The following is a 25,755-nucleotide window of genomic DNA, read 5'->3' as shown; positions in this document are numbered from 1 at the left end:
CCGCTCCTGACAACTTATGTAAACCTTTACATGACCTATGTAAAGGTTTACATCATGCATCATTCTGGGGATTGTTGGCGTTTAGACAGCTTTTCCGCTGGCAACTCCCGCTATAAGGTCGTCTGAACTTCCAGAGGCATATGGGGATAACGCCGTCCGTGTCGAATTCCACGACAGCAACCATCGAGGACGTCGCGCGTATGGCAGAGGTGTCGATCGCAACGGTCAGCCGTGCCATCCACACGCCCGACAAGGTGGCAAAGTCGACACGCCAGCGCGTCAACCAGGCAATCGCCATCACAGGCTACACCACCAATGCCATGGCCCGCTCCCTGCGCATGGGCCGCTCCAACATGATTCTCGTGTTGGCCCCCGACATTGGCGACCCGAACTTTTCCAATATTCTCGTGGGGCTGGAAAACGAAGCGCGCGCCCATGGCTATGGAGTGCTGATCGGTCACACACAGAACGATCCAGAACGCGGACTGGAATATCTGAAATTCTTGAGTTCCGGTCAGGCCTCCGGAATGGTGCTGTTCACCGGCCACGAACCCTTTGGCCATCAGGCGCTGGGTCAGAACCTGCCCCCATCGGTCGCCGTGTTCGAACCCGTCTTTGGCAGCAAGATTTCCTATGTGGGCGTAGATGACGTGGCGGGCGGACGCAAGGCTGCCGAACACCTGCTGTCTGCCGGCCATCGCGCCATCGCCTTTATCGGCGACAACCGCACGCGCCTCGGACAAGCCCGCCGCCGGCAGGGTTATGACATGGCGCTCGATGCGGCCCGCATCGCGCAGGACAAGCGCATGGTGATCGAGGGTGACGGCACCACTGAAAGCGGCAGACTGGCAGTCGAGCAGCTTTTCATGCGCGATACGCTCCCAACCGCCTTCATGTGCGTCAACGATGCCACCGCCGTCGGCGTCATGAACGGGCTTGCCGCACGCGGCTACGATCTGCCCAATGACTTCTCCATCATCGGTTTTGACGACGTGCCCCAGGCAACCTACCTCAACCCGGCCCTAACCACCATTCGCCAGCCCCGAACCGCCATCGGAAAACAGGCGATGGCGCTTCTCCTGCAATCGCTCGCAACGCCGTTGAGCGCACCGAAGGAAGTGCTGATCATGCCGGATCTGGTCGTCAGAGGCTCTGTGACAAGCCCCACCAGAAAACAACGATAGAGGGCCTCCCATGCGTCTTGGACGGATCACACTTTACGTGCGCGACGTCGAGACCTCGGCTGAATTCTATCAACGCCATTTCGGCTTCAGCGTCTTGAGACTGGAAGGTGACCGAATTGTCGAACTGGTCTCAACTGACGGTGGTGCGAATTTACTGCTGCACAAGGCTGGCAAAGCACAGAAAATGGGTCAGGTTCTGGTGAAACTGATCTTCGATGTCGAGGATGTCGAGAAGGCCAGCGCCGAATGCGCCGCCAATGGCCTGATCTTCGGTCCGCGACATCCAGCAGACGGTTACGTCTTCGCCAACGCCAAGGACCCCGACGGCAACCCGATTGCGCTGTCCAGCAGAGCTTTCGTCAGGCGTTGATTGACGCCTCGTAGCTGCATTCCCGATGCTTCTCCACCGATGCACGAGCAATCATTATGTTTCCCGCGTCAGACAAAGGCGCATTGCGGCGGATTGCATTTTGAAATACGGCAGCGTGACAACCGCTTGTCCGGCGCCTGTGCACCGCACATCCGACGGCCTTCAGCCTCAGGGCTCGAAGGACGAGGCCGATAGAGAAGAGAACCGAGCTTGGACGACACGATTTCGAAATCGCGCATTGCAAAACGCCATGTCCTGCATTTTCCAGGCTTCGAGCCACTGGATGCGACCCAACATCGCGAGCGTTACACCCACACGGTTGCCAAAGCGGCTGAACTCTGGGACTTCGAAACAAACGTCGCGCCGATCGAAATGGATAACGGCATTGCCCGCTTCACCGTCGACAGCCGCGGGCAGGGCTGGCACACGGCAAGCCATATCCACGTCTTCGACCATGACTGGCTGGTGGAAAAGCTTGCGAACAGATCGCTTTTCGGCCGCTTTGTCCATGGCTACAAAAGCGCTGCGCGCGTTGTCATGGAAGGCGGTGCCGCAGGCTATATGAAGCATGGATGGCGCTTTGGCCTGTTCTTCGTCTTTCCGTTCCTGATTGTCGCCCTCGCACTCGCCGCAAGCCTGGGCATCGCCACCTATCCATTCTGGTTTGAGCTACCCCTGTGGCACTTTCCAATCGGCCTCGTGCTCGCATGGCTTTTCTTCATGAAACTCTTTCTGCCCTGGTCGGAAAAATACCATGTGCTGCATCTCTTTTCCGATTGGGAAATGGCCGTCGCAGTTGCAGCCCTTGACCGTGCCGACGTCCGCGACTGGCTGGAGCGATGTGCCGCCCATGCAAAATCGGTCTTCGAGGACGATGCCGACGAGTATCTGGTGAGTTCCCACAGCATGGGCTCGAGCGCCGCTGTTCATGTCATCGGCATGCTGTTGGAACGCGACCCGCATCTTCTGGACGGCAAGCGCGTGGTCTTTGCCACACTCGGCGGAGCCATTTTGCAATGCGCGCTGCTCAAATCTGCAAAGCTGTTGCGTGCCCGCGCCGGCATGATTGCCCACGCGGCCTCCATCAAATGGTTCGAGGTGCAGTGCCTGACGGATGCCGTCAACTTTTATAAATCCCGCACAGCATCCATTCTTGGCCACGCAGATGCCCCGCAGCCTGTCATCCGCCTTATCCGCATCAAGAACATGCTGACGCCCGAACGCTATCGCCGCATCAAATGGGACATGCTGCGCGTTCATCGCCAATACGTGCTGGCCTCCGACAAGCAGACGACCTTCGATTTCTCGCTGATGACTGCTGGCCCCCTGCCAGCCATCCAGTTCGCATCACCTCCCCGCGAGGGTCTGCCGGAGTTGGCGGCTGAAGGCCTTTGAGGCATCGGTTGTCTGCGGGCAGAAGGTCGCTCGGGCATGCAGCAGTATTTAACGATCATCTCGGCACGAAAAAATACTTAACTTAAAAAACGCAACGATTTCAAACGCGCGGCAGCTTCGGACACATTCTCGCCGTAGTTTGGAAAGGGCTGATTAAGGTTTGCTTTCTATTAACAAGGTCAGATTGACAGCTTGTGTAATGGTCTCGCGTAGCATGCAGTTTTCCCGATCAAATCTTCGATATATCGCTTCCCGCAGCTCTGAAACCGGTTCCGGTGAAAGGCAATCGCCGCAGGATGAAAACCAGACGGAGGCGCACAGCGCGCCGCCAACGGCAGGCATCTCCAAGAGCGGCGTCGCGCTCGATCCAGAGACGCTTCCAAGCTGGCAGCAACCATTCGTACTGGGCCGAAATGTCCGTTTCACCCGCACCCCGACGCAGATCCGGCCCGATCGTGACGCCTCGACCAGGCAAAATGCGCATCCTCCGGCATCCGACACCGGATCTTCGCCTGTTGCCGACCTGCAAGACAAGGTCGCGCAAGCGGTGACCGCCATGGCAGCCGACGAGAGCCCGATCGTTGCCGTTCCAGGCCCATATGTGATCCCCGCGCACCTGAACCTGCCGCCGCGCACCGGTTCGCCATTGCGCATTCCGCCCCGCCCACCGCGCGACAAGACGGCGGTCCTGCCCGATGTGTCAGAACTGGCAAGGCGCGCCATCGAACAGCAGTCGCCTCAAGTATCGACAGTTGCTCCGACCCCGACGCCTGCACCTGCCGTTCAAACAGAGCCGACATACCCGAAAATGCCAGAGACAGCAGCCCCCATGCCCCAAACACCAACCGCATCCGCAAAGCCGGCACGGCCGCTGGCCATCATCCCGGATCACCTGCTGTGGGAAATGCTAAGCTCGGGTGCCTCCGAACGCGCCGAAACACGGCCTGCGACGACAACCGCCCAGCCTCGCAGCTTTGCAGGCGATCTGCCAGATATCCCCTCTCCCGGAACACCGTCGCGTCCAAACGAGACTGCGTCGAGGCCGCCCGTGCATTCCTACACTGTCCCCGCCACGGCACCAAGATTTCCGAGGGTCAAGCCCGCAGCGCCGGCGGTTCAGCATGCTGCCGCCGAAACCGAGAGCACGATTTCCGCCGTTCATCTCTACCGTCAGATCGAACTGCGCCGGACAACCGAACCCTCCTTGGACGTCGCAACAGCTGAAGCCCAGCCAGTTTCGCGCCACGAGATTGCCGAAGCAATTCAAACCGAAATTGCGCCCTTGGAAAGGGTCCCTGCGACGGTTATCCCGAGCAGGCCGGAAGTCGCCAGCCCATCGCCCGCGCCCGCGCCGGCATCCGCAAGACGCTCACTATCGCCGATGTCTTTCATTCATACAGACGACTATCTCTTCCCGTCCGTCGATCTGTTGCAGCAGGCGCGCTTTGGCCATACCGGTCACATGACCCAGGAAGCACTGGAACAGAGCGCCGGTCTGCTGGAAAGCGTGCTGGAAGACTTCGGCGTCAAGGGCGAGATCATCGATGTGCGTCCGGGGCCTGTGGTCACGCTCTATGAATTCGAGCCGGCACCCGGCGTCAAATCCTCGCGTGTGATCAACCTTGCAGACGATATCGCCCGCTCCATGTCCTCGGTCTCGGCACGCGTCGCCGTCGTTCCCGGCCGTAATGTCATCGGCATCGAACTGCCCAACAATGAGCGCGAAACGGTTTACCTGCGCGAATTGATTGAAAGTCGCGCCTATGTCGGCACCGAATACCGCCTGCCATTGTGCCTTGGCAAAACCATTGGCGGTGAACCGGTCGTGGCGGAACTTGCCAAGATGCCGCATCTGCTGGTCGCCGGCACCACAGGTTCCGGCAAGTCGGTTGCCATCAATACCATGATCCTGTCGCTGATCTATCATCTGCGGCCCGAAGAATGCCGCCTGATCATGGTCGATCCCAAAATGCTGGAACTCTCGGTCTATGACGGCATCCCGCATCTGCTGACGCCGGTCGTGACCGATCCGAAGAAGGCAGTCCTGGCGCTCAAATGGGCCGTGCGCGAGATGGAAGATCGCTATCGCAAGATGTCGAAGCTCGGCGTGCGCAATATCGACGGCTTCAACGAGCGTGTGGCCGAAGCCCGCGCCAGCGACGAGAAGATCATGCTTTCGGTCCCGGTCGGTTTCGACAAGGGCACCGGCGAACAGATCTTCGAGGAACAGGAACTCGACCTGACGGCACTGCCCTATATCGTTGTCATCGTTGACGAGATGGCCGATCTGATGATGGTCGCCGGCAAGGAAATCGAAGGTGCCATCCAGCGTCTCGCCCAAATGGCCCGTGCCGCCGGTATCCACCTCATCATGGCAACGCAGCGCCCCTCGGTCGATGTCATCACAGGCACGATCAAGGCCAACTTCCCGACCCGTATTTCCTTCCAGGTAACGTCGAAGATCGACAGCCGGACCATCCTTGGTGAACAGGGTGCTGAAAACCTTCTCGGCCAGGGTGACATGTTGCACATGAAGGGTGGCGGCCGCATTGCCCGCGTCCACGGTCCTTTCGTCGCCGACGCAGAAGTCGAAAAGGTTGTTGCCCATCTGAAGACGCAAGGGCAGCCGGCCTATCTCGGCAGCGTGACGGAAGACAGTGACGAGGACATGGAAGACGAAGACGACAGCGCCGTTTTCGACAACACGTCGATGGGTGCCGCCGGCAGTGAAGACGATGGCGACGACCTGTTCGAACGGGCCGTGAAGATCGTCCAGCGCGACAAGAAGTGCTCGACCTCCTATATCCAGCGCCGCCTCTCGATCGGATACAACCGAGCCGCCTCGCTGGTGGAGCGCATGGAAAAGGAAGGTCTGGTTGGCCCCGCCAACCATGTTGGCAAGCGCGAGATCCTCGAACCGCGCGCCCATCATGCCGTCGAGCAGCAAGCGGAAGAATAGCGATACTAGGGCCGGCCTCTCGCCGGCCCTTTTCATTTCAACACGTACCACGCCCGGCGAGATCTTGCTGCCACCGGATCATGCCCTAGATTGGCGGTGTCACGTCCCCGGACAGAACAATCAGCAAGGACACGTAAATGTCGCCTCAATCCCCAACAGCCACCGATCTGCTTCACCGTCGCTACGGTGCGGATCAGGGAGCGAAGATCGAGCGCCACAACGAGACGGTGGAGGCCATGCTTTCGCACCGCTCCGTCCGCAGCTATCTGCCGGATCCCGTGCCGGAAGACCTGTTGCAACTGGCCATCGCCGCCGCACAGTCGGCACCGACATCCTCCAGCCTGCAGGCCTGGAGCGTCGTGGCTGTGGAGGACGAGGAAAAGCGGAGAAGGCTGGAGCAACTGGCCTCACCCAATCCCCAGATCGTTTCGGCTCCCTTATTTCTCGTCTGGATCGCCGATCTTTCGCGGCTTCGCATCATTAGCCAGTCAAACGGCAAGAGCGGAGAAGGCCTCGATTATCTGGAGAGCTTTCTCGTTGCCAGCATTGACGCGACGCTGGCCGCCCAGAACGCGCTTGTTGCCTTCGAATCCTTCGGACTTGGCACATGCTATATCGGCGGCATGCGCAATCATCCGTCCGAGGTCGCGGAACTGCTGGGCCTGCCCCCGGAAAGCATGGCGGTGTTCGGCATGACTGTCGGCTACCCGGACCCGGCGATCAAGACCGCAGTGAAACCGAGACTCCCACAATCGCTCGTCCTGCATCGGGAACACTATCGGTCCGGGGCTGTCGAACGGGATTTCGAAGGCTATGACGAGACCATGCGTGCCTTCCAGAGCGCCCAGGATATGGCTGTTCGCGGCTGGACAAAGGTCGTCGCCAACCGTATTGGCGAAGCGCAGTCGCTGCATGGTCGGCACCTCTTGTCCGCGATCATGCGGCGAATGGGTTTCAAGATTAAGTAGCGAGGCGACTGCAAGAGCCCTGCCGCTAGCCCCGATCGGCAGGCAACTTGCAAACCGCCGCTTGGCGGTCACCACGGCGTTCCCCCGTCTCATAGCGGGGTGCCGCACGCGCATCTAACGAAGAGTTGACCACACCAAGCACCTCCGATTGCGGCGTTTGTAACGTTGAGACCTTAGATCTCGATGAGAGCATACCGAAATGGAGGAAAAAGATGACCAGCAGACGAACCAGCCTATGGCACAGAGCAGCCGCGGCCACCGTAGCCTCAATACTCGTATCCGGCACCGTCGTTATGACGACCACGGCAGCGCTCGCCCAGTCCATCAATGCCGGCGACCGCCAGCCCGTGTCGGAATTGCCCTTTACCGTCACTGAGGTCGGCGAGTTCGACACACCCTGGTCGATCGCCTTTCTGCCGGATGGCCGCATGCTGGTCACGGAAAAGCCCGGCGCGATGTATCTGGCCACCCAGGACGGCGGCAAGATTGAAGTCGAAGGCATGCCGCAAGTCAGTTATTCCGGACAGATAGGCATGCTCGATGTCGCACCGGCGCCGAGCTTCGCCGACGACAACAAGATCTATATTTCGTATGTCGGACCGGGCGAAGGCGGCAGCATTCTGGAACTGGCCACGGCGACACTTTCCGAAAGCGACGGCAAGGCATCCCTTGCCGATCTCAATGTCATCTTCCGCCAGACACCGCCGGGCGGTCGCGGCCAACCGGGCGGCATCATCGCTTTCTCGCCCGACAATCAGCATCTTTTTCTCTCGACCGGCGACCGCATGGTACCGGATCGGGCGCAAGACCCGGATGACACCGCCGGCAAGATACTCAGACTGAACCTAGACGGCTCCATACCGAACGACAACCCGAACGCCGACAAGGGTGGCGTCCAAGCCATGACCTGGAGCATGGGCCACCGCAACCCCTACGGCCTCGCCTTCGCACCCGACGGTCGTCTCTGGGAACACGAGATGGGGCCAAAGGGCGGGGACGAGTTCAACCTGATCGAGGCAGGCAAGAATTATGGCTGGCCGGAGGTCTCGAACGGCAGCCAATATAGCGGCACCCCGATTCCTGACCATTCGACGCGTCCGGAATTTGCGCCACCGCCGCTTTACTGGACGCCGGTGATCGCGCCAGCCGGCCTGACATTCTACGAGAGCGACATGTTCCCTGAGTGGAAAGGCTCTGCCCTGATCGGTGGTCTGGCCGCCACCACATTGGTGCGTGTGGCCTTCGACGGCAGCGGCAATCCCGACGAGGCCGAACGCTATGACATGGAGGCCCGTATCCGTGACGTCGCGGTAGGGCCGGACGGTGCAGTCTGGCTGGCCGTCGATGACAGCCCGGCCCCACTCCTGAAGCTCACGCCGAAAGCCGAGTGAGCCAGACAGGGCAATAAACAAAGCCGGGGCGCATGGCACCCCGGCTTTTCTTCCTTCTGCAGAACGGATCAAACGTAACGATTGACCACGTTTTCCAGATATTCCTGACGGCCCGACTTTGGCTCGGGATTGATGTTGTCCTTCTCGACCTTCGCCGTGATCTCTTCCAGCGTGTATTCACCGCGCAGCATCTTCTGGGCCTCCGCCGAGTTCCAGCCGGCATAACGCTCGTCGAGCGGCTTCTGCAGAGCGCCGTCCTCCACCATCTTCGCAGCCGCTTTCAGGCCACGGGCACAGCAATCCATGCCACCGATATGGCCAATCAGCAGGTCTTCGGCATCGATGGACTGGCGACGAAGCTTGGCGTCGAAATTGGTGCCCCCGGAGGTAAATCCGCCGGCCTGCAGCACCTGGTAATAGGCAAGCGCCATTTCCGGGACATTGTTGGGGAACTGGTCCGTGTCCCAGCCCGACTGGTAGTCATTGCGGTTCATGTCGATCGAGCCAAAGATGCCGAGCGCATTGGCAAGTGCCAGTTCATGCTCGAAGGTGTGCCCCGCCAGGATTGCATGGCCCTGCTCGATATTCATCTTCACTTCGTTTTCGAGGCCATACTTCTTGAGAAAACCATAGACCGTTGCAACGTCGTAGTCATACTGGTGCTTGGTCGGCTCCTGCGGCTTGGGCTCGACAAGGATCGCGCCCTTGAAACCGATCTTGTGCTTGTACTCGACCACCATGTGCAACATGCGCGCCATCTGGTCGAACTCGCGCTTGAGATCGGTGTTGAGCAGCGTTTCATAACCTTCGCGACCGCCCCAAAGCACGTAGTTCTCGCCGCCCAGCTTCATGGTGGCATCCATGCAGGTCTTGATGGTGGCAGCCGAATAGGCAAACACATCCGGATCCGGATTGGTCGATGCGCCGGACATGAAGCGGCGGTTGGAAAACAGGTTGGCCGTGCCCCACAGAAGCTTGACGCCGGTCTCTTCCTGCTTCTGGGCAAAGTAGTCGACGATCTCGTTGAGGTTCCTGGTGTTCTCGGCAAAGGTCTTGCCTTCCGGCCGAACATCGGCATCGTGGAAGCAGTAATAGGGCGACCCCAAGAGCTGGAACATCTCGAAGGCCACGTCGGCTTTCAGCTTTGCCTTGTCCATCTCGCCATCATACCAGGGTCGGTCGAAGGTGCGCCCACCAAAGGGATCGCCGCCCTCCCAGGCAAAGGAATGCCAATAGGCAACGGCAAAGCGCAGATGATCTTCCATGCGCTTGCCCATGACGATTTCGTCCGGGTTGTAATGACGAAAGGCCAGCGGATTGGTGCTGTCAGGGCCTTCATACTTGATCTTGGAAATGTTGCCGAAAAATCCTGTCGACATGGATGACTCCTCCTTGTGTGTCGAAATTTGAAACTGAGTGAAACTGCCCTCCCCACCCCTCCCGACAAGGGAGCGGAAATTTGCCTCCGCCTCACCCGCTGCCTAAAGCATGCGGGCCAGGCATGGTGTCTCCCCTTGTGGAAGAGATGGCCGGCAAACCAGAGGGGATCTAGAAAATTCACATCCCCTTGAGCGCTGGATAAAATGCCCGGTAACGGCCATAGGCCTCCGCATAGGCATCTGAAAGCGCCGAGACCGGCTCAACCGTCTCAGCGGTCTGAGGTGCCGCACACACGGCTACCGGATCAGCACCGGTTGCTGCGATCAGGCCAAGACGGGCAGCGCCGAATGCTGCGCCGAAATCGCCATCCGCTGGAATATCGACCGGAATGCCAAGAGCGGTCGCAATCGAAGACAGCCAGTAACGCGAGCGTGACCCGCCTCCGATGGCCGTCACGCGCTGGATGCTGGTGCCAGCGGATTTCAGGGCCTCAAGATTGTCACGAATGGCAAAGGTCACACCTTCGAGCACAGCCTGCGTCATCGCCTGTCTGCCGGACTCATGGCCGAGACCCATGAAGGCACCGCGGATTTGCGCGTCATTGTGGGGGGTCCGCTCACCGGAGAGATAAGGCAGGAAGGTCACGCTGCCGGGCGCCTTGAGATCGTTGCCCAGTTCGGCTGTCAGATCGCCGGCACTTCTGTCGGTCACGCCCGAAAGCCAGTTGAGCGCATCGGTCGCAGACAGAATAACGCCCATCTGGTGCCAGGTCTGCGGCAGCGCATGGCAGAAGGCGTGGACTGCACTTTCCGGTTTTGGCAGATAGGATGCGTTGGCCGCAAAGAGCACACCGGAAGTGCCAAGCGACACAAACGCATTGCCTTCCGCCACCGTGCCCATACCGCAGGCAGAGGCCGCATTGTCGCCGGCACCGCCAGCGATCACCACTTTATCGCCCATGCCCCACTCAGCGGCAAGCTCGGCCCGAAGCGTGCCGGCCTGTTCGGTGCCCTCGACCAGACCCGGCATCTGGCCTTCAACCAGATCCGTCGCATCAAGCAACTCGTCGGACCATTTGCGCGCGCCGGTATCAAGCCAGGAAGTGCCAGCAGAGTCCGACATTTCAGACAAATGCTCGCCCGAAAGCCAAAGCCGCAGATAATCCTTCGGCAGCAATACCTTGGCCACAGCCTCAAACGCCTCAGGCTCGTTATTGCGCACCCAGACGAGCTTCGGTGCAGTAAAGCCTGGAAAAACGATATTGCCGGTCAGTTTGCGAAAGATCGGATTGGCATCCAGCTCGGCTGCCTCTTTCCAGGATCGCGTGTCATTCCAAAGAATGCAGGGGCGGATGACCTCGTCGGAAGAATCGACCAGCGTCGCGCCGTGCATATGGCCGGAAAGGCCAATGCCCTTCACCGCTGCCAGTTCCTTGGCGAAGTTCTGCTTGAGGCTGGCAACGGCGTCCTTGGTTGCCTTGATCCACCAGGCAGGGTCCTGCTCCGACCAGCCGGGATGCGGGCGACTGACGTCGAGTGTGCCGTTGCCGACGCCAACGACCCGCTGATCCCCATCGATCAGCATCGCCTTCACGCCTGACGTGCCAAGATCCAGTCCAAGATACATGCCTTACTCCCTAATTTGTCTTTGCCCTTACGGCAGATTGTCTCTCAAGAAGATGTCGAGGCGAATGCGCTCCTGCGCCGCCACGATCTGAAGATTGTCGGCTTTCGCCGTGAGCACGCGAATGGCGCTGCGAATTTCATGACCAGGATCCTGGTTCAGCACCGCATCGATGACGCCGCTCTTCAGTGCTTCGCGCGTGGTATTGGTCAACTCGTGGACGATGACGGAAATATGTTCGCCTTCGCTACGCGCCGATATTGCCCGCACAAGACCGCGATTACCGGCACCCAGACTGTAAAGACCCAGAATATTGCGATGTTCGCCAAGCGCTGAGGACACCATCCGCTCGGCCCGCTCGGGCTCGTCCCAGCCTTCGAGAATTGGCAGGATATTAAGCTTTGGAAACTCCGTATTGAGGACGGCTGAGAAACCTTCCAGACGTTCGCGATGGTCGCGTACCAGCATGGAACCGGCCAGCACCGCGACCGATCCACGGCGGTCTCGCAAAAATCGTCCAAGTAGGCTGGCCGCTGTTCGGCCGGCCGCCAGATTGTCGATGCCGGCATAATGCACCCGTTTGGAGCCGAGAAGATCGGAAACGAGGGTAACGCAGGCGATACCCTGTTCCGCCAGACGGTCGATCGCTGCTGCGACGACGGGCGACTCCACCGCCACGAGCGCCACGCCATCGGGCCTTTCTTCGGCAAGTCCATCCAGGATGGCTGCAAGCGACTTGGCATCGAAGGCACGGACATCGACGATACGGATCGACGTTCGTTCGAACTTTGCCCGCTGTGCCGCTTCCATTGCTTCGGCTCTCAGCGCCTCCATGAAGGAATTATTGCCGGTCGGCAAAATCAGAACGAAGGAATAGCTGCGGCTCTTCGCCAGATTGGCGGCATTCACGTCGCGCACGAAACCAAGCGCCGAAATCGACTCCTCGACCTTGACCCTTGTGACTTCTCGCACGCCCGGACGGTCGTTCAAGACACGGTCAACCGTTGCCAGGCTCACGCCGGCATGGGCCGCAATATCATGCACCGTTGGTTTCATGTCTCCTCCGGCGCACACCTGTAACGAAGTTTTTGAGGTACGTAAATCAAAAATCTGCAAATGCGCAGAGTGAGACTGATCCAGCGCTTTCGCAAGCAAACAAGCCGCCGCCCCTCAGGGGACGACGGCTTGCTTGCAGGCGGTGGATAGCTTGGGATACGTGGCGCGGTCAGTGGCCTCCGCCACCCGACGCACTGCCCTGCGGCGCCGGCTTGTCGATGAAGGAGACGCCGAGGATCATCAGCGAGAAAAGCACCGTCAAAAGCAGAAACACATCCGAGAAAGACATGACGACGGCCTGCTGCGTGACCATGCCGACCATCTTCTTGATGGCGATGGTCGGACCGTCCATGCCAAGCGCATTGAATTTGTTGGTCAGGTCGGTCAGCATGTTTTCTGCAGCGGGCTTGCCCCATTCCACGCCTTCGCGCAGACGCTGGTAATGCACATCCTGACGCGTGGTCAAAATCGTATTGATGATCGCCAGACCGACAGCCCCGCCGAGGTTACGCGTGAGGTTGAAAAGCCCCGACGCACCGCGGATCTTTTGTGGAGACAGGGTGCCAAGCGCAATATTGTTGATCGGCACCATGCACATCATCAGGCCAAAACCACGCAGGATCTGGGGAATGAAGAGCTCCCAGAAATCCCAGTCAGCGGTAATACCGGTCATCAGATAGGTGCCGGCAGCAAAGCTGACAAAGCCGATCGCCATCATCAAGCGCAAATCGAGAAGGGACGCCAACCGACCCGCAATCGGCGCAGTCATGAACATGGCGAGACCGGAGACGAACATGGTCTCCCCGATCATCAACGCATCGTAACCGCGGATAGCGCTCAGATAGACGGGATAGATATAGGTCAAGCCATACAGACCAATTCCCATCACGAAGGAGAATATCGATCCGAAGGTGAAGTTGCGGTTGGCAAAAGCGGTCAGATCGACGACCGGAAAATCCACGGTAAAAGCCCGGTAGAAGAAAATGATGCAACCGATCGCCGATGCGATGGCGGCCAGCATAATCATTTCATCGTTGAACCAGCCATTGGCATTGCCCTCCTCCAGAACATATTCCAGCGCGCCAAGGAAGATCGCCATTGCTGCCAGACCCCACCAGTCGAACCGTTTGAAGAGCTTCAGGTCGGGTTTGTCGAAGTCGATGAAATTATACGTGACGATGGTCACGATGATCCCCGGCACGATATTGACGAGGAACAGCCAGTGCCAGGAAAATGCATTGGACAGATAGCCGCCGACGGTCGGGCCGATGGTGGGCGCCAGCGTGGCAATCAGGCCGATGATCGGCGAGACGATATTGCGCTTGGACGGCGGGAAGATCGTGAAGGCAGCAGCAAACACCGAAGGAATCATGCCACCGCCGATAAAACCCTGGATCGCCCGGTAGACGATCATCTGGTCGATATTGGTCGCTGTCGCAGCCAGCGCGCTCGCCGCGGTAAAACCGGCAGCCGAAAACGCAAAGAGGTAGCGCGTCGAGACGATGCGCGCCAGGGTGCCCGACAGAGGGATCATGATCACCTCGGCGATCAGATAGGAAGTCTGCACCCAGGCGATCTCGTCGGATCCGGCCGACAGGCCTGCCTGGATTTCAGATAGTGAGGCCGAGACGATCTGGATGTCGAGGATCGACATGAACATGCCAAGCACCATCGCGAAGAAGGCAATCAGCTTGCGTGGATCCATAGCTTCGTCGGCAGGCGCGGTCGATGCCACGCCCGCAGCAGGATTAGCAGTCTCAGCCATGACTGACCTCTTTACTCGGTCGCGCTTTTCGGAGCCGTCCGCTTGTCGACATCGACAACCACGCTCAGGCCCGCCCGCAGACGACCGCTTTCAAGCGCTTCCTTAGGCAGAGAAATGCGAACAGGAATGCGCTGAATGATCTTTGTGAAGTTGCCGGTGGCGTTTTCGGGTGGCAACAGAGAGAAGACCGAACCGGACGCTGGCGAGATTGACTCGACCGTTCCCTCAATCGGATCGTCCCGATAGGCGTCGGCCACAACTCTCACCTTTGAACCCGGCACCAGACCGTCAAGCTGTGTTTCCTTGAAGTTCGCAGCGACATACAAATCTTCGGTCGGCACAAGCGCCATCAACTGATGGCCACTGGAGACAAGATCGCCGATCTGGACGGAGCGATTGCCGACAATGCCGTTATAGGGCGCCTTCAAAACCGTGAAATCGAGATTGCGCTCTGCTTGCTGCAGAGAAATTTCCGCGGAGTGCACGGATGCTTCGGCCTCGGCGCGCTGCGCCTTAAAAACAGCAATCTGCGCTTCGGCAGATGCGATATTGGCGTCAGCTCCGGTGACATTGGCCTTTGCTTGGGCAAGCGTCGACTTCGCACTGTCGAGATCGGCTGTCGAGACAACCTTCTGCTTCTGCAGATTGGTGACACGGTCGAAGGACAGCTGTGCCAGGTCAAGGCTGGCGTCGGATGCTTCTCTCTGAGCCTTGGCCTGCGCAAGCGCTGCATCGCCACCCTTGATCTGGGCGTCGATACGATCAACGGTCAGCTGCGCGCTATTCAGCTGCGCCTTGGCCTGTTCCACAGCAATCTTGTAGTCGCCATCATCGAGAGTAACGAGAACATCGCCCTTTTTGACGTGCTGGTTATCCTGCACGGCAACCGATGCGACATAGCCGGACACCTTCGGCGAGATCTCGGCGATATCTCCCTGTATATAGGCGTCATCGGTCGAGATCTGGAAACGATAGTCGGTAAACCAGTTATAGCCATACCAGCCAGCGCCACCGAGAAGCGCGATAACGATGACCGGCATGATCAGGCTGCTACGCTTCTTCTTGGCCGGCGCTGCCGGCTGCTTCGCCTGAACCGTCGTCTGATCGACGGGCGCGCCGGCATCGGCCCGGGCCGCATCGTTTTGGACGTTATCCGTTTGATCGACAGTCTCAACTGCGCTCACGGGACGAATTGCGGCATTTCTGTTGTTGATGGACATGATCTCGGACCAATTGAGGAGAAACTAATTCGAACTAAACCGTTCGGTTCGATTGACATAGTCATATTACTCGCCCATATCAAGTCTTATCTAATTGAAACGTTCCAAAAAGTTAACGAACGAGTATCCAATGAGCGGAATACCAAAAAAAGCCAATCCCGACGCCTCGCAGGACAAGCCTTCGCAAGGGCAAGGTCGCTATGCAGCGGGCGAGGATCCGGTCAAGCGCGAGCAGATACTCGACGGTGCGAAATCCGTCTTCATGCGACTTGGCTTCGATGCCGCAAGCATGAACGACGTGACACGAGAGGCGGGAGTTTCGAAAGGAACCGTCTACGTCTATTTCAGCAGCAAGGAAGAACTTTTCGCTGCATTGATCAATCGCGAGAAGAGCTTGTTCAGCATGAAGCTGCGCGACGTGATGGCGGAAAGCAACGATGTGGCCGATGCTCTCTACCAGTTCGGAATAACCTTCGTCACACAGATGACAGGCACCGGAATGGTCCCGGCCATGCGCACCTTGCTGGGCGTGATCGACCGGATGCCCGGCCTATGTAAAAACTTCTTCGCGGCCTCGCCGATCAATGCAGTGACGGTTCTGATAGAATTTTTTAATCGGCCCGATGTCAAGGCGCGCCTGGATATCGACGACAGGGAGCTTGCAGCACGCCAGTTCATCGACGCCTGCAGCGCGACATTTTTCAAAAGCCGCCTTTTGGATGAGATTTTGGCCACTCCGCCTGACAAAGAAGTGCATCGCTATGTGTCGCGGGCGGTAGACATGTTCATGCGGTTCTATACCCGCAAGCCCTGACGCAGGCTGCGCTCGGCCACGTTGCCGAGACATCGCCTTTGCACCTTAAGTAATCCATGCTAGATCCGTGCGATAAGCAATCGGATCGGATTTCATGCAGGATATTGTGCTCCTTGTTCAAGACCCTGCTGCGTGGATAGCGCTTCTGACGCTCGTCGTTATGGAAGTCGTGCTCGGCATCGACAATCTGGTCTTTATCTCCATCCTCACCAACAAACTGCCCGAAGCACAGCGCGTGCCAGCCAGGCGCGTCGGCATTGGTCTTGCTCTGGTGTTAAGGCTTCTTCTGCTGGGAACGGTCGCCTGGATTGTTCAACTGACAGCCCCCCTGTTCACGGCCTTTGGTCATGGCTATTCCTGGAAGGACCTGATCCTCATTGCAGGCGGACTGTTCCTCGTCTGGAAGGCCACCAAGGAAATACACCACAATGTCGATCCGGAAGACGACAAGGAAGATTTCATCGCCTCCTCGGCCACGACCACACTGACTGCGGCCATCGGCCAGATCCTCATTCTTGACCTGGTCTTCTCCGTCGACAGCATCATTACGGCCGTCGGTATGACCGATCATTTACCGATCATGGTCACGTCGGTCATCATCGCCGTCACCGTCATGCTGGTTGCTGCAACGCCGCTTGCCAACTTCATTGAAAAGAACCCGACGATCGTCATGCTCGCGCTCGGCTTCCTGCTGATGATCGGTATGACGCTGATCGCCGATGGCATGGGCTTCCATGTGCCCAAGGGCTACATCTATGCAGCCATGGCCTTTTCCGGTCTGGTGGAAGGGCTCAATATGCTCGCACGCCGCAAACGCCGCTCTGACAAATCGAGACAGTAGGCTGACCCAAAAAGAGAAAAGCCTGCATTGGCGGATGCAGGCTTTTCAGGGCGGGGACTTTGGGTATAGGTGTCGCCGATAGTCCAAGTGGGGGGCTCTCGACTACCGCTTCCTTGAACACGAAGAAAAACAGGATGACGAAACGCCGTCTTGATTTTCACCGTCTTCGCAGTTGCGACCGGCAACACACTGAGCAGATAATGCGGGTGCGAAAAAAAGGTTCCGGGAAAAATGAGATTTTTTTCAATAGCGCGTTTTTTTGCTCGTTGAAGGCAATCCGCAAAGGCACCGTTGCGGCGCTTTCCCTTGACGTACCCCCTTGAATGTGGCCTAAGGCCAGCCGAACGGAAGAGCGCGGAAAAGCCGCCATTTGCTTGCCGCCTGCTCCGCAATTCAACCGATTTCCCGCGACCTTTGGCACTGCCTCTGTGTTGCCCGCACGTCAGCAAGAGCAAAAACCCATGACCACTTCCGGCGTCCGCGTCCGTATCGCACCCTCTCCCACAGGCGAACCGCATGTCGGCACCGCCTATATCGCTCTGTTCAACTATCTCTTCGCCAAGAAACACGGCGGCGAATTCATCCTGCGTATCGAAGACACCGATGCAACACGCTCCACGCTCGAATTCGAGCAGAAGGTGCTGGATGCATTGAAGTGGTGCGGTCTCGACTGGAAGGAAGGCCCGGACGTCGGCGGCCCCTACGGTCCCTACCGCCAGTCCGACCGCAAGGATCTTTACCAGCCCTATGCGCAGGAGCTGCTCGACGAGGGTCATGCCTTCCGTTGCTTCTGCACCCCGGAACGTCTGGAGCAGATGCGCGACGCCCAGCGTGCCGCCGGCAAGGCACCCAAATACGACGGCTTCTGCCTGCATTTGAAGGCGGAAGAAGTGACCGCCAAGATGGAAGCGGGCGAAAGCTCCGTCATCCGCATGAAGATCCCGACCGAAGGATCCTGCGACTTCACCGATGGCGTCTATGGTCCGGTCTCGATCCCGTATGACTCTGTCGACATGCAGGTTCTGGTCAAGGGCGACGGCATGCCGACCTATCACATGGCCAATGTTATCGACGACCATGCGATGAAGATCACCCATGTCGCCCGCGGCGAGGAGTGGCTGTCGTCTGTGCCCAAGCACATCCTGCTCTACCGGTATTTCGGCTGGCAGGAACCGACCTTCATGCACCTGTCGCTGATGCGCAATGCCGACAAGTCGAAGTTGTCGAAGCGCAAGAACCCGACATCGATTTCCTACTATTCGGCGCTCGGTTATCTGCCGGAAGCACTGATGAACTTCCTCGGCCTGTTCTTCATGCAGATCGGTGAAGGCGAGGAAGTGCTGGATATGGAGGAGCTGGCCGCTCAGTTCGATCCCGAAAATCTCTCCAAGGCCGGTGCCATCTTCGACATCCAGAAACTCGACTGGCTGAACGGCCGCTGGCTGCGCGAAAGGCTCTCCGAAGAGGAGTTCATCTCCCGCACGCTCAACTGGGCGATGGAGAATGAACGCCTGAAGGCCGGCCTGAAGCTCTCGCAGTCGCGCATCTCCAAGCTGGGCGAGATCCCGAACCTGGCCGGCTTCCTTCTGCAGTCCGATATGGAGCCGAAGCCGGAAGCCTTTGCCGCGCTCAAGAAGACCTCGCCGGAAGAAACGCTGGAGATCTTGAAAGCCGTCCAGCCGGCGCTGGAAAAACTGATCGAGTGGAATGTCGAGACGATCGAGCAGTGCCTGCGCGAGCTCTCCGAAGAAATGGACAAGAAGCTGCGCATCGTCGTTGCTCCACTCTTCGTCGCCATGTCCGGCACCTCGCGCTCGCTGCCACTGTTTGACAGCATGGACATCCTCGGCCGCTCGGTCGTGCGCCAGCGCTTGAAGACCGCCGAAAAGGTCGTGGCCGCAATGGTGGCCGCGCAGTAAAAAAAGCCCCTCCCCACAAGGGCAGGGCCAGACAGAACCAGCCGCGAAGGCAGCGCTGGAACGCAAACGAGACAATTGCCCGATAGGCGAGACCGATATGACTGACCAGAAGACAGACACCGCACTTTCCTCCGACCCGACCGAGGTCCGCCGTCAGAAACTCGCCCAGTTGCGCGAGAAGATCGGCGACGTTTATCCGGCCCATTTTCACCGCACCATCACCAATGCGGAACTGGCGGAGAAATATGCGGATCTCGCAGACGACACCGAAACCGGTGACGTCGTGACCATTGCCGGCCGCGTCTTTTCCGCGCGCAATTCGGGCATGTTCATCGATCTTCGCGACGCCTCGGGCAAGATCCAGGTCTTCTCCCACAAGGACACCACACCTGAGGAAGCCCGCGAACTGCTGCCGATGATCGATCTCGGTGACATCATAGGCGTGACCGGCGTCGTGCGCCGCACCAAGCGGGGCGAACTGACGGTCAACGCCCAGAAAATCACCATGCTGACCAAGACGCTTCTTCCGATGCCGGAGAAGTGGAACGGCATTGCCGACGTCGAAATCCGCTATCGCAAGCGCCACCTCGACATCCTCAGCAATGATGACTCCAAGCTGCGCTTCCAGCAGCGCTCGCAGATCATCTCCGGCGTGCGTCGCTTCATGGAAGACGACGGCTTCATGGAAGTCGAAACGCCGATGCTGCATTCGGTCTATGGCGGTGCCTCGGCCGATCCGTTCAAGACCCACCACAATACGCTGAAGCAGGACATGTATCTGCGTATCGCGCCGGAACTGTTTTTGAAGCGCACGCTGGTCTCGGGCCTCACCGACAAGGTGTTCGAGGTCAACCGCAACTTCCGCAACGAAGGCGTCTCCACCCGGCACAATCCTGAATTCACCATGATGGAATGCTACTGGGCCTATGCCGACTACGAGGACATCATGGATCTCGTCGAGCGGCTGTTCGAGAGCCTGGCGATCAAGATCCACGGCTCTTCCGAATTTGCCTATGGCGAACACCAGATCTCGTTCAAGGGTCCCTTCAAGCGCGTGCCGATGCCCGAAGCCGTCAAGGACGTGACCGGCATCGATTTCCTTGCGATGAAGACGGACGAAGAAGCCCGCGCTGCCGCCAAGGCCGCCGGCTTCGAGGTCGAGAAGGACTGGACCTGGGGCGAATGCCTTGCCTTCATCTTCGAGGAAAAGGTCGAAGGCACGCTGATCCAGCCGAGCCACGTCACGCATTTCCCCAAGGACATCTCGCCCTTTGCCAAGGAAGTGCCGGGCGAACCGCGCCTGGTCGAGCGCTTCGAGACCTATTGCAACGCCTGGGAACTGGGCAATGCCTTCTCCGAACTGAATGATCCGGAAGAACAGCGCCGCCGCATGGTGGATCAGCTGGAACAGGCTCATGCCCGCGGCGAGACGGAAAAGCAGCTCGACGACGAATTCCTCGACGCCATCGATCAGGGCATGCCGCCCGCCGGCGGTCTCGGCATTGGCGTCGATCGCCTGATCATGCTCTTGACCAATGCGCCGTCGATCCGCGACGTGATCCTCTTCCCGGCACGTCGCGCCAGGGACTGAGTTCGCCACAGCGTGCTGAATTGAAAAAGGCTTCTTCCCGTCGGGAAGAAGCCTTTTTTGTTGGATCATGAGGGAGTGTCAAATGCCGTGCAGAGCCTTCAGTGACCCGAGTCTGCGGTCGCCTCGTCATGAGCGGAATCGCTCGCCTTGGGCGGTAGATAATCGGAATCTTCTGCCGGGACGTCAGGAATCGAGGGCTCATTATGCGCCGTATCGTCCGACAGCTTCTCGGCATCGGCCGCGGCCTTACGCTTCAGCTTGGCGAGCCAGGCCGCACCCGCTTGATCCGCGTCACCGCCAGCTTCCGGCACATCCTTAGCCATCACTTCTTCCGGAAGCTCACCCTCATGGTCGCCGCTATTGCTCCAGACCATATCTTTCAATGAACCGAGCCAACCCTTGCCGTCCTCGGCAGCAGGTTCGGCGTCATGACCGGTATCTGCAGCCTTAGCTTCTTCGACGGGTGCCTCTGCATCGCTCACGGTTGGGTGGTCATTGGCTTCCACGGGCTGCTCGTGACCGCTGGATGGCTCTCCATGGGCAGTTTCACCATGCGCCGTTTCGCCATGAGGAGACTTCTCAATTGACACACCCTGAGCATCACCATGCGGCACCGTGCCATGATCGGCCGGAGCCTCACCATGGGCCACCGGCGCAGCACCCTCTGGTCCGTCTACCCCATGCGCTTCAGCCGGAGCGTCCTCTCCGCCAAAAACCATGCCCTTGATCGATGCGAACCATCCGCCGCTTTCCGCTGGCGCAGGTTCACCATGGGAGGCGTCAACCTCATGGCCGCCTTCGGCGGGTGCAGCGTCCCCATGGCCGCTGTCCGTGGCGTGACCATCGCTTTCGCCATGGCCGGCGCCCGCATCTTCTCCGTGCCCTGCAGCTTCACCGTGACCCGCCGCTGCCTCACCATGTCCGGCAGGTGCTTCGCCGTGGCCTGCCACCGCACCATGGTCACCCTCGGTCTCGACCTCGGGCTTGATGCAATCGGTACGATCGTCAAGCTTGGCAAACAGCGCGTCGATCTCTGCCTCCGGTAGCGACAGACGCTCGCCATAAAACTGGCCATCGGCGCTGGCCTGTTTGTCGACGAAACGCGCGGTCAGTTTTTCCGTACCGGCTTCTTCCGGCACCTTGCTGGGGTCGGGAATATAGACAACATCGGCACCGATTGCGCGGCCACGCATGCCGGCGCGGTCTGTCGGACCGTTCTTGTCGAGAACCACGACTTGAACGAGATCCGGCTTCTCGGCTTCATAGACGGCAGCGGCCACACGCAAGGCGGTCTTGACCCGAGCCAGACCGTCACCTGGCTCGGTCGACACATATTTGCGGATCCAGAAGCGGTCTTTCTTGGTAATCTGTACGGTCTTGATCTCAGTGCAGGCCATGCCATTCAATTCGGCATAGGAGGGACCAAGCAATGTGTCGGCGCCGATAAACACAGCAGCAGCGCCAGTGCCGCCCAGCAGCACCAGAACGCCTCCGACAACAATGACCAGTTTCCGGGACAGATGAATGCGCCCGAAAAGACCCTTTACGCTGGGCATACCCAATTGAGGCCACTCCACTGATTTACGCTATACTCGGCGCAGACCCTGACAGCTTTCTCTTGAGGAAGGTTTAACCTGCGGACTGATGAGCACACTCCCCGTCTGCTTTTTTGGCACAACTCGAGTTTTCGCTTTTGCGAACCGCTCGCAACTGACTTGACAACACAGAAATTGGGCATAGGTTAAATGCAAATAAGTCGCAAAAGCGGAGAAATGCATGCCCAGACTGCTGGCGATCCTGTTTGCTTTCGCCACCTGCATCACGCCCTTGAAGGCACAGGCCACTGAGCGGCTGAAGGTCATCACCACCTTCACCGTGATCGCTGATATGGCAAAGAACGTGGCGGGGGATGCAGCCGACGTCGACAGCCTTCTGAAACCCGATGCGGAAATTCATAACTACCAACCGACGCCCCGCGATATCCTGAAGGCAAGCGGCGCAGGTCTGGTCCTGTGGAACGGGCTGAACCTCGAGCGCTGGTTTGAAAAGTTCCTTACCAATCTGCGGGACGTGCCAAGCGCCGTCGTCAGTGACGGCATAGATCCGATGAGCATTTCCGGCGGCGCCTATGATGGCAAGCCCAATCCGCATGCCTGGATGTCTCCCGACAATGCCGTGATCTATGTCGACAACATACGCAAGGCGCTCAGCGATGCCGACCCGGCCAATGCCGACACATATGCTGCCAATGCCAAGGCCTACACGGCCAGGATCAAGGCTGAGATCGATCCGCTCAAACAGGCGATTGACAGCCTGCCGCAGAATCGCCGCTGGCTGGCGACCAGCGAAGGGGCCTTCTCCTATCTTGCACGAGATCTGGGTTTGAGAGAACTATTCCTCTGGCCGATCAACGCCGACAGCCAGGGCACCCCCCAGCAGGTCCGCGCCATCATCGACGCCATGCGCGAACACGAGGTCGTCGCCATCTTCTCCGAAAGTACCGTTTCCGACAAGCCGGCCCGGCAGGTCGCATCGGAAACCGGTGCCCGCTATGGCGGAGTGCTCTATGTGGATTCACTCAGCAGCGAAGACGGACCTGTACCGACCTATATTGACCTCCTCAAGGTGACCGTTTCGACGATCGTGAAAGGTCTGTCGCAATGATCATGTCCGGGGGGACGCGCAAGAAGGGCGCGGGGCTATCGGTTAGCAAAATCTCTGTGACCTACCGCAATGGACACACGGCGCTGAAAAATGCGAGCTTTTCGATCCCGAATGGAACCATAACTGCACTCGTCGGTGTGAATGGTGCCGGCAAGTCGACCCTGTTCAAGGCCATCATGGGCTTTGTGCCGCTGGCCGAAGGGGCAATCTCCATTCTCGGCATGCCGGTACGAGAAGCACTCGGCAAAAATCTCATTGCCTATGTTCCGCAAAGCGAAGAGGTGGACTGGAATTTCCCGGTCCTTGTCGAGGATGTCGTGATGATGGGGCGCTACGGCCACATGAACTTCATGCGCATCCCCGGCAAGCGCGACCGTGCTCTGGTCGATGACGCCCTCAAGCGCGTCGGCATGATCGACTATCGCAAACGCCAGATCGGCGAATTGTCCGGCGGCCAGCGCAAGCGCGTGTTTCTGGCACGGGCGCTGGCACAGGAAGGCCAGGTGATCCTGCTCGACGAGCCGTTTACCGGGGTCGACGTCACCACCGAAGAGCAGATTATCGCATTGCTGGGTGAACTGCGCCGCGAGGGTCGGATCATGCTGGTCTCGACCCACAATCTCGGCAGCGTCCCGGATTTCTGCGACCGTACCGTCTTCGTCAAGGGGACCGTCCTGGCCGCAGGTTTGACCGCCGACACCTTCACCGAAGAGAACCTGAAGAATGCCTTCGGCGGCGTGCTGCGTCATTTCGTTCTCGGCGGTCGCGACTTGCACGACGATGCTGACCGGCGCGAACTGACGGTCATCACCGACGACGAACGCCCCTTCGTGATCTACGGCGAACCGCGCACTGGTGAGGAGAACAATGAGCGTTCTTCTTGAGCCCTTCAGCTATCAATATATGGTCAATGCCATCTGGGTCAGTGCGCTGGTCGGTGGCGTCTGCGGCTTTCTCTCCGCCTATCTGATGCTCAAGGGCTGGTCGCTGATTGGCGACGCGCTTTCGCATTCCATCGTACCCGGCGTGGCCGGTGCTTACATGCTCGGCCTGCCCTTTGCACTCGGCGCGTTTCTATCCGGCGGTCTTGCCGCCATAGCCATGCTCTTTCTCAACCAGCGGACCCGCCTGAAGGAAGATGCCATCATCGGTCTGATCTTCACCTCCTTCTTTGGCCTTGGCCTGTTCATGGTTTCCGTCTCGCCGGTGCCGGTGAACATCCAGACGATCATCATGGGTAATGTGCTGGCGATCACGCCTGCCGATACGCTTCAGCTCGTGCTGATCAGCAGCGTCACGCTTGTCATTCTGGCTTTCAAGTGGAAGGACCTGATGGCGGTCTTCTTCGATGAAAACCACGCCCGTTCAATCGGTCTCAAGCCTGATTTCCTCAAGGGCCTGTTCTTCACTCTCCTTGCGGCCTCGACCGTCGCGGCACTTCAAACCGTTGGCGCCTTCCTCGTTATCGCCATGGTGGTGACACCGGGGGCGACAGCCTATCTGCTGACAGATCGCTTTCAGAGGCTGATTGTGCTGGCCGCAGCAATAGGAGCTGCCACCAGTCTCGTCGGTGCCTATGCGAGCTACTTTCTCGACGGCGCAACCGGCGGCATCATTGTCGTGCTGCAAACATTGATCTTTCTTTCAGCCTTCGTCTTTGCGCCCAAACACGGTCTCCTCGCCAGCCGGCGCAAGGCGAGGCGCGCGCTTGGCACAAAAGCGGGGAACGCATGAGCGATACCCTGGCCTTTGCCCTCTTGCCCTTTCAACTGCCCTTCATGCAGACAGCTTTTCTCGTCACGCTGATGATCGTCATCCCGATGTCGATCCTGTCTGCCTTTCTCGTGTTGAAAGGCTGGTCGCTGATGGGAGATGCCGTGTCCCATGCGGTCCTGCCGGGCATCGTCCTTGCCTATATGCTCAACCTGCCACTGGCACTGGGAGCCTTTGCGGCGGGCATGGTCTGTGCGGTTGCCACCGGCTACCTCAAGGAAAACAGCCGCATCAAGGAAGACACCGTGCTTGGAATTGTCTTCTCAGGAATGTTCGGGCTTGGCCTCATTCTCTATCTGAATGTCGAAAGCGACGTGCATCTCGATCACATCCTGTTTGGCGATATGCTGGGCATTCAGATGAGCGATCTTCTGCAAACAGGCCTCATTGCATTGGCAGCCACCGCCTTCCTCGTTCTTTGGCGCAAGGATCTGTTGGTCCATGCCTTCGACCCTCAGCATGCACGCGCCATCGGCCTGCCGGTGCGTTTCCTGCATTATGGGCTGCTGGCTGTTCTCTCGCTGACCGTGGTCGGTGCCCTGAAGGCGGTCGGCATCATTTTCTCGGTCGCCATGCTGGTGGCACCAGGCGCAATCGCGTTCCTTCTGACGCGACAGTTCACCGCAATGCTGATCGTCTCCGTGGCCATTGCCTGCGGATCATCCCTGCTCGGCATCTATCTGAGCTTCGTCCTCGACAGCGCACCGGCACCCACCATCGTCCTGCTTTTGACCGCCACTTTCATTTTTGCCTTCGTCCGGACCGTTCGACGCGCGGGGCGCGCAACAGATACACCAGTTGTAAACGCAGAATAGGCAGACGATCTGCGTTCGGCCCTCCGC

General features: G+C 58.8%; 20 protein-coding genes. 14 read left to right on the top strand and 6 right to left on the bottom strand.

Translation table 11 applies throughout. The features are described from left to right. Nucleotides 1-158 precede the first annotated feature (158 nt). From ACWPM9_RS04650 to ACWPM9_RS04625, 6 genes are all read left to right on the top strand, one after another. Entirely contained in the window at nt 159-1,184 is a 1,026-nt protein-coding gene (locus ACWPM9_RS04650) for a LacI family DNA-binding transcriptional regulator (RefSeq protein WP_428187776.1), read from the top strand. A 10-nt stretch (nt 1,185-1,194) separates the two neighbouring features. Then, on the top strand, nt 1,195-1,554 hold the full coding sequence (locus ACWPM9_RS04645) for a VOC family protein (RefSeq protein ID WP_428187775.1): 360 nt from the start codon (nt 1,195-1,197) through the stop codon (nt 1,552-1,554). Between the two features lie 210 nt (nt 1,555-1,764). After that, nucleotides 1,765-2,949 carry a hypothetical protein gene (locus tag ACWPM9_RS04640; RefSeq protein ID WP_484756925.1) on the top strand — a complete coding sequence of 395 codons (1,185 nt, stop codon included), beginning with the start codon at nt 1,765-1,767 and terminating at the stop codon, nt 2,947-2,949. 214 nt (nt 2,950-3,163) lie between these two features. Continuing rightward, entirely contained in the window at nt 3,164-5,908 is a 2,745-nt protein-coding gene (locus ACWPM9_RS04635) for a DNA translocase FtsK (protein WP_484756924.1), read from the top strand. Between the two features lie 137 nt (nt 5,909-6,045). Next, nucleotides 6,046-6,876 (top strand): NADPH-dependent oxidoreductase, encoded by an 831-nt coding sequence (locus ACWPM9_RS04630; protein ID WP_484756923.1) that lies wholly within the window; start codon nt 6,046-6,048, stop codon nt 6,874-6,876. A 212-nt stretch (nt 6,877-7,088) separates the two neighbouring features. Beyond that, on the top strand, nt 7,089-8,267 hold the full coding sequence (locus ACWPM9_RS04625; protein ID WP_484756922.1) for a PQQ-dependent sugar dehydrogenase: 1,179 nt from the start codon (nt 7,089-7,091) through the stop codon (nt 8,265-8,267). Nucleotides 8,268-8,335: 68 nt separating this feature from the next. On the opposite strand, the gene xylA is transcribed toward ACWPM9_RS04625, so the two are convergent. The 5 genes from xylA to ACWPM9_RS04600 form a co-directional block, all read right to left on the bottom strand. Further along, nucleotides 8,336-9,646: a xylose isomerase gene (xylA, locus tag ACWPM9_RS04620; protein WP_484756921.1), complete on the bottom strand. Its 1,311-nt coding sequence runs from the start codon at nt 9,644-9,646 to the stop codon at nt 8,336-8,338. Nucleotides 9,647-9,824: 178 nt separating this feature from the next. Continuing rightward, on the bottom strand, nt 9,825-11,273 hold the full coding sequence (gene xylB, locus ACWPM9_RS04615) for a xylulokinase (protein WP_484756920.1): 1,449 nt from the start codon (nt 11,271-11,273) through the stop codon (nt 9,825-9,827). Between the two features lie 27 nt (nt 11,274-11,300). Continuing rightward, entirely contained in the window at nt 11,301-12,326 is a 1,026-nt protein-coding gene (locus ACWPM9_RS04610) for a LacI family DNA-binding transcriptional regulator (protein WP_428187768.1), read from the bottom strand. Nucleotides 12,327-12,495: 169 nt separating this feature from the next. After that, the gene (locus ACWPM9_RS04605; protein WP_428187767.1) at nt 12,496-14,091 is read right to left on the bottom strand and encodes a DHA2 family efflux MFS transporter permease subunit; all 1,596 of its coding nucleotides are present in this window, start codon (nt 14,089-14,091) and stop codon (nt 12,496-12,498) included. A gap of 11 nt (nt 14,092-14,102) precedes the next feature. Then, a complete protein-coding gene (locus ACWPM9_RS04600) occupies nt 14,103-15,311 on the bottom strand; it encodes an HlyD family secretion protein (protein ID WP_428187766.1) in 1,209 nt (402 codons plus the stop codon). 94 nt (nt 15,312-15,405) lie between these two features. Here ACWPM9_RS04600 and ACWPM9_RS04595 point away from each other — a divergent pair, with 94 nt between their 5' ends. The 4 genes from ACWPM9_RS04595 (at nt 15,406) to lysS (ending at nt 20,476) form a co-directional block, all read left to right on the top strand. Further along, entirely contained in the window at nt 15,406-16,125 is a 720-nt protein-coding gene (locus ACWPM9_RS04595) for a TetR/AcrR family transcriptional regulator (protein ID WP_484756919.1), read from the top strand. 94 nt (nt 16,126-16,219) lie between these two features. Next, nucleotides 16,220-16,966, top strand: a complete 747-nt coding sequence (locus tag ACWPM9_RS04590) for a TerC family protein (protein ID WP_484756918.1) — start codon at nt 16,220-16,222, stop codon at nt 16,964-16,966. Nucleotides 16,967-17,427: 461 nt separating this feature from the next. Beyond that, nucleotides 17,428-18,885 (top strand): glutamate--tRNA ligase, encoded by a 1,458-nt coding sequence (gltX, locus tag ACWPM9_RS04585; RefSeq protein WP_484756917.1) that lies wholly within the window; start codon nt 17,428-17,430, stop codon nt 18,883-18,885. Between the two features lie 97 nt (nt 18,886-18,982). After that, nucleotides 18,983-20,476 (top strand): lysine--tRNA ligase, encoded by a 1,494-nt coding sequence (lysS, locus tag ACWPM9_RS04580; RefSeq protein ID WP_428187762.1) that lies wholly within the window; start codon nt 18,983-18,985, stop codon nt 20,474-20,476. 98 nt (nt 20,477-20,574) lie between these two features. Here the strand turns inward: lysS and ACWPM9_RS04575 are convergent, their stop codons facing one another. Next, nucleotides 20,575-22,032 (bottom strand): hypothetical protein, encoded by a 1,458-nt coding sequence (locus ACWPM9_RS04575; protein ID WP_484756916.1) that lies wholly within the window; start codon nt 22,030-22,032, stop codon nt 20,575-20,577. A 220-nt stretch (nt 22,033-22,252) separates the two neighbouring features. Between ACWPM9_RS04575 and ACWPM9_RS04570 the strand changes: the two genes are divergently transcribed. The 4 genes from ACWPM9_RS04570 to ACWPM9_RS04555 are packed head-to-tail and all read left to right on the top strand — an operon-like array spanning nt 22,253 to nt 25,728. Beyond that, nucleotides 22,253-23,140, top strand: a complete 888-nt coding sequence (locus ACWPM9_RS04570) for a metal ABC transporter substrate-binding protein (RefSeq protein WP_484756915.1) — start codon at nt 22,253-22,255, stop codon at nt 23,138-23,140. Next, nucleotides 23,137-24,024, top strand: a complete 888-nt coding sequence (locus tag ACWPM9_RS04565) for a manganese/iron ABC transporter ATP-binding protein (RefSeq protein WP_484756914.1) — start codon at nt 23,137-23,139, stop codon at nt 24,022-24,024. Before ACWPM9_RS04570 ends, ACWPM9_RS04565 begins: the two co-directional genes overlap by 4 nt. Further along, entirely contained in the window at nt 24,008-24,874 is an 867-nt protein-coding gene (locus ACWPM9_RS04560) for a metal ABC transporter permease (protein WP_484756913.1), read from the top strand. Before ACWPM9_RS04565 ends, ACWPM9_RS04560 begins: the two co-directional genes overlap by 17 nt. Next, nucleotides 24,871-25,728, top strand: a complete 858-nt coding sequence (locus ACWPM9_RS04555; RefSeq protein ID WP_484756912.1) for a metal ABC transporter permease — start codon at nt 24,871-24,873, stop codon at nt 25,726-25,728. Before ACWPM9_RS04560 ends, ACWPM9_RS04555 begins: the two co-directional genes overlap by 4 nt. Nucleotides 25,729-25,755 lie beyond the last annotated feature (27 nt).

The sequence above is a fragment of the Agrobacterium sp. H141 genome (assembly GCF_057158725.1).
This window is presented reverse-complemented; position numbering and strand designations above follow the sequence as displayed.

Excerpts from the sequence above, each read along its gene's own strand:
- ACWPM9_RS04645 (WP_428187775.1), top strand. The coding sequence starts at position 1,195 with ATGCGTCTTGGACGGATCACACTTTACGTGCGCGACGTCGAGACCTCG.
- ACWPM9_RS04635 (WP_484756924.1), top strand. The coding sequence starts at position 3,164 with ATGCAGTTTTCCCGATCAAATCTTCGATATATCGCTTCCCGCAGCTCT.
- ACWPM9_RS04630 (WP_484756923.1), top strand. The coding sequence starts at position 6,046 with ATGTCGCCTCAATCCCCAACAGCCACCGATCTGCTTCACCGTCGCTAC.
- ACWPM9_RS04625 (WP_484756922.1), top strand. The coding sequence starts at position 7,089 with ATGACCAGCAGACGAACCAGCCTATGGCACAGAGCAGCCGCGGCCACC.
- xylA (WP_484756921.1), bottom strand. The coding sequence starts at position 9,646 with ATGTCGACAGGATTTTTCGGCAACATTTCCAAGATCAAGTATGAAGGC.
- xylB (WP_484756920.1), bottom strand. The coding sequence starts at position 11,273 with ATGTATCTTGGACTGGATCTTGGCACGTCAGGCGTGAAGGCGATGCTG.
- ACWPM9_RS04610 (WP_428187768.1), bottom strand. The coding sequence starts at position 12,326 with ATGAAACCAACGGTGCATGATATTGCGGCCCATGCCGGCGTGAGCCTG.
- ACWPM9_RS04605 (WP_428187767.1), bottom strand. The coding sequence starts at position 14,091 with ATGGCTGAGACTGCTAATCCTGCTGCGGGCGTGGCATCGACCGCGCCT.
- ACWPM9_RS04600 (WP_428187766.1), bottom strand. The coding sequence starts at position 15,311 with ATGTCCATCAACAACAGAAATGCCGCAATTCGTCCCGTGAGCGCAGTT.
- ACWPM9_RS04590 (WP_484756918.1), top strand. The coding sequence starts at position 16,220 with ATGCAGGATATTGTGCTCCTTGTTCAAGACCCTGCTGCGTGGATAGCG.
- gltX (WP_484756917.1), top strand. The coding sequence starts at position 17,428 with ATGACCACTTCCGGCGTCCGCGTCCGTATCGCACCCTCTCCCACAGGC.
- lysS (WP_428187762.1), top strand. The coding sequence starts at position 18,983 with ATGACTGACCAGAAGACAGACACCGCACTTTCCTCCGACCCGACCGAG.
- ACWPM9_RS04575 (WP_484756916.1), bottom strand. The coding sequence starts at position 22,032 with ATGCCCAGCGTAAAGGGTCTTTTCGGGCGCATTCATCTGTCCCGGAAA.
- ACWPM9_RS04570 (WP_484756915.1), top strand. The coding sequence starts at position 22,253 with ATGCCCAGACTGCTGGCGATCCTGTTTGCTTTCGCCACCTGCATCACG.
- ACWPM9_RS04565 (WP_484756914.1), top strand. The coding sequence starts at position 23,137 with ATGATCATGTCCGGGGGGACGCGCAAGAAGGGCGCGGGGCTATCGGTT.
- ACWPM9_RS04560 (WP_484756913.1), top strand. The coding sequence starts at position 24,008 with ATGAGCGTTCTTCTTGAGCCCTTCAGCTATCAATATATGGTCAATGCC.
- ACWPM9_RS04555 (WP_484756912.1), top strand. The coding sequence starts at position 24,871 with ATGAGCGATACCCTGGCCTTTGCCCTCTTGCCCTTTCAACTGCCCTTC.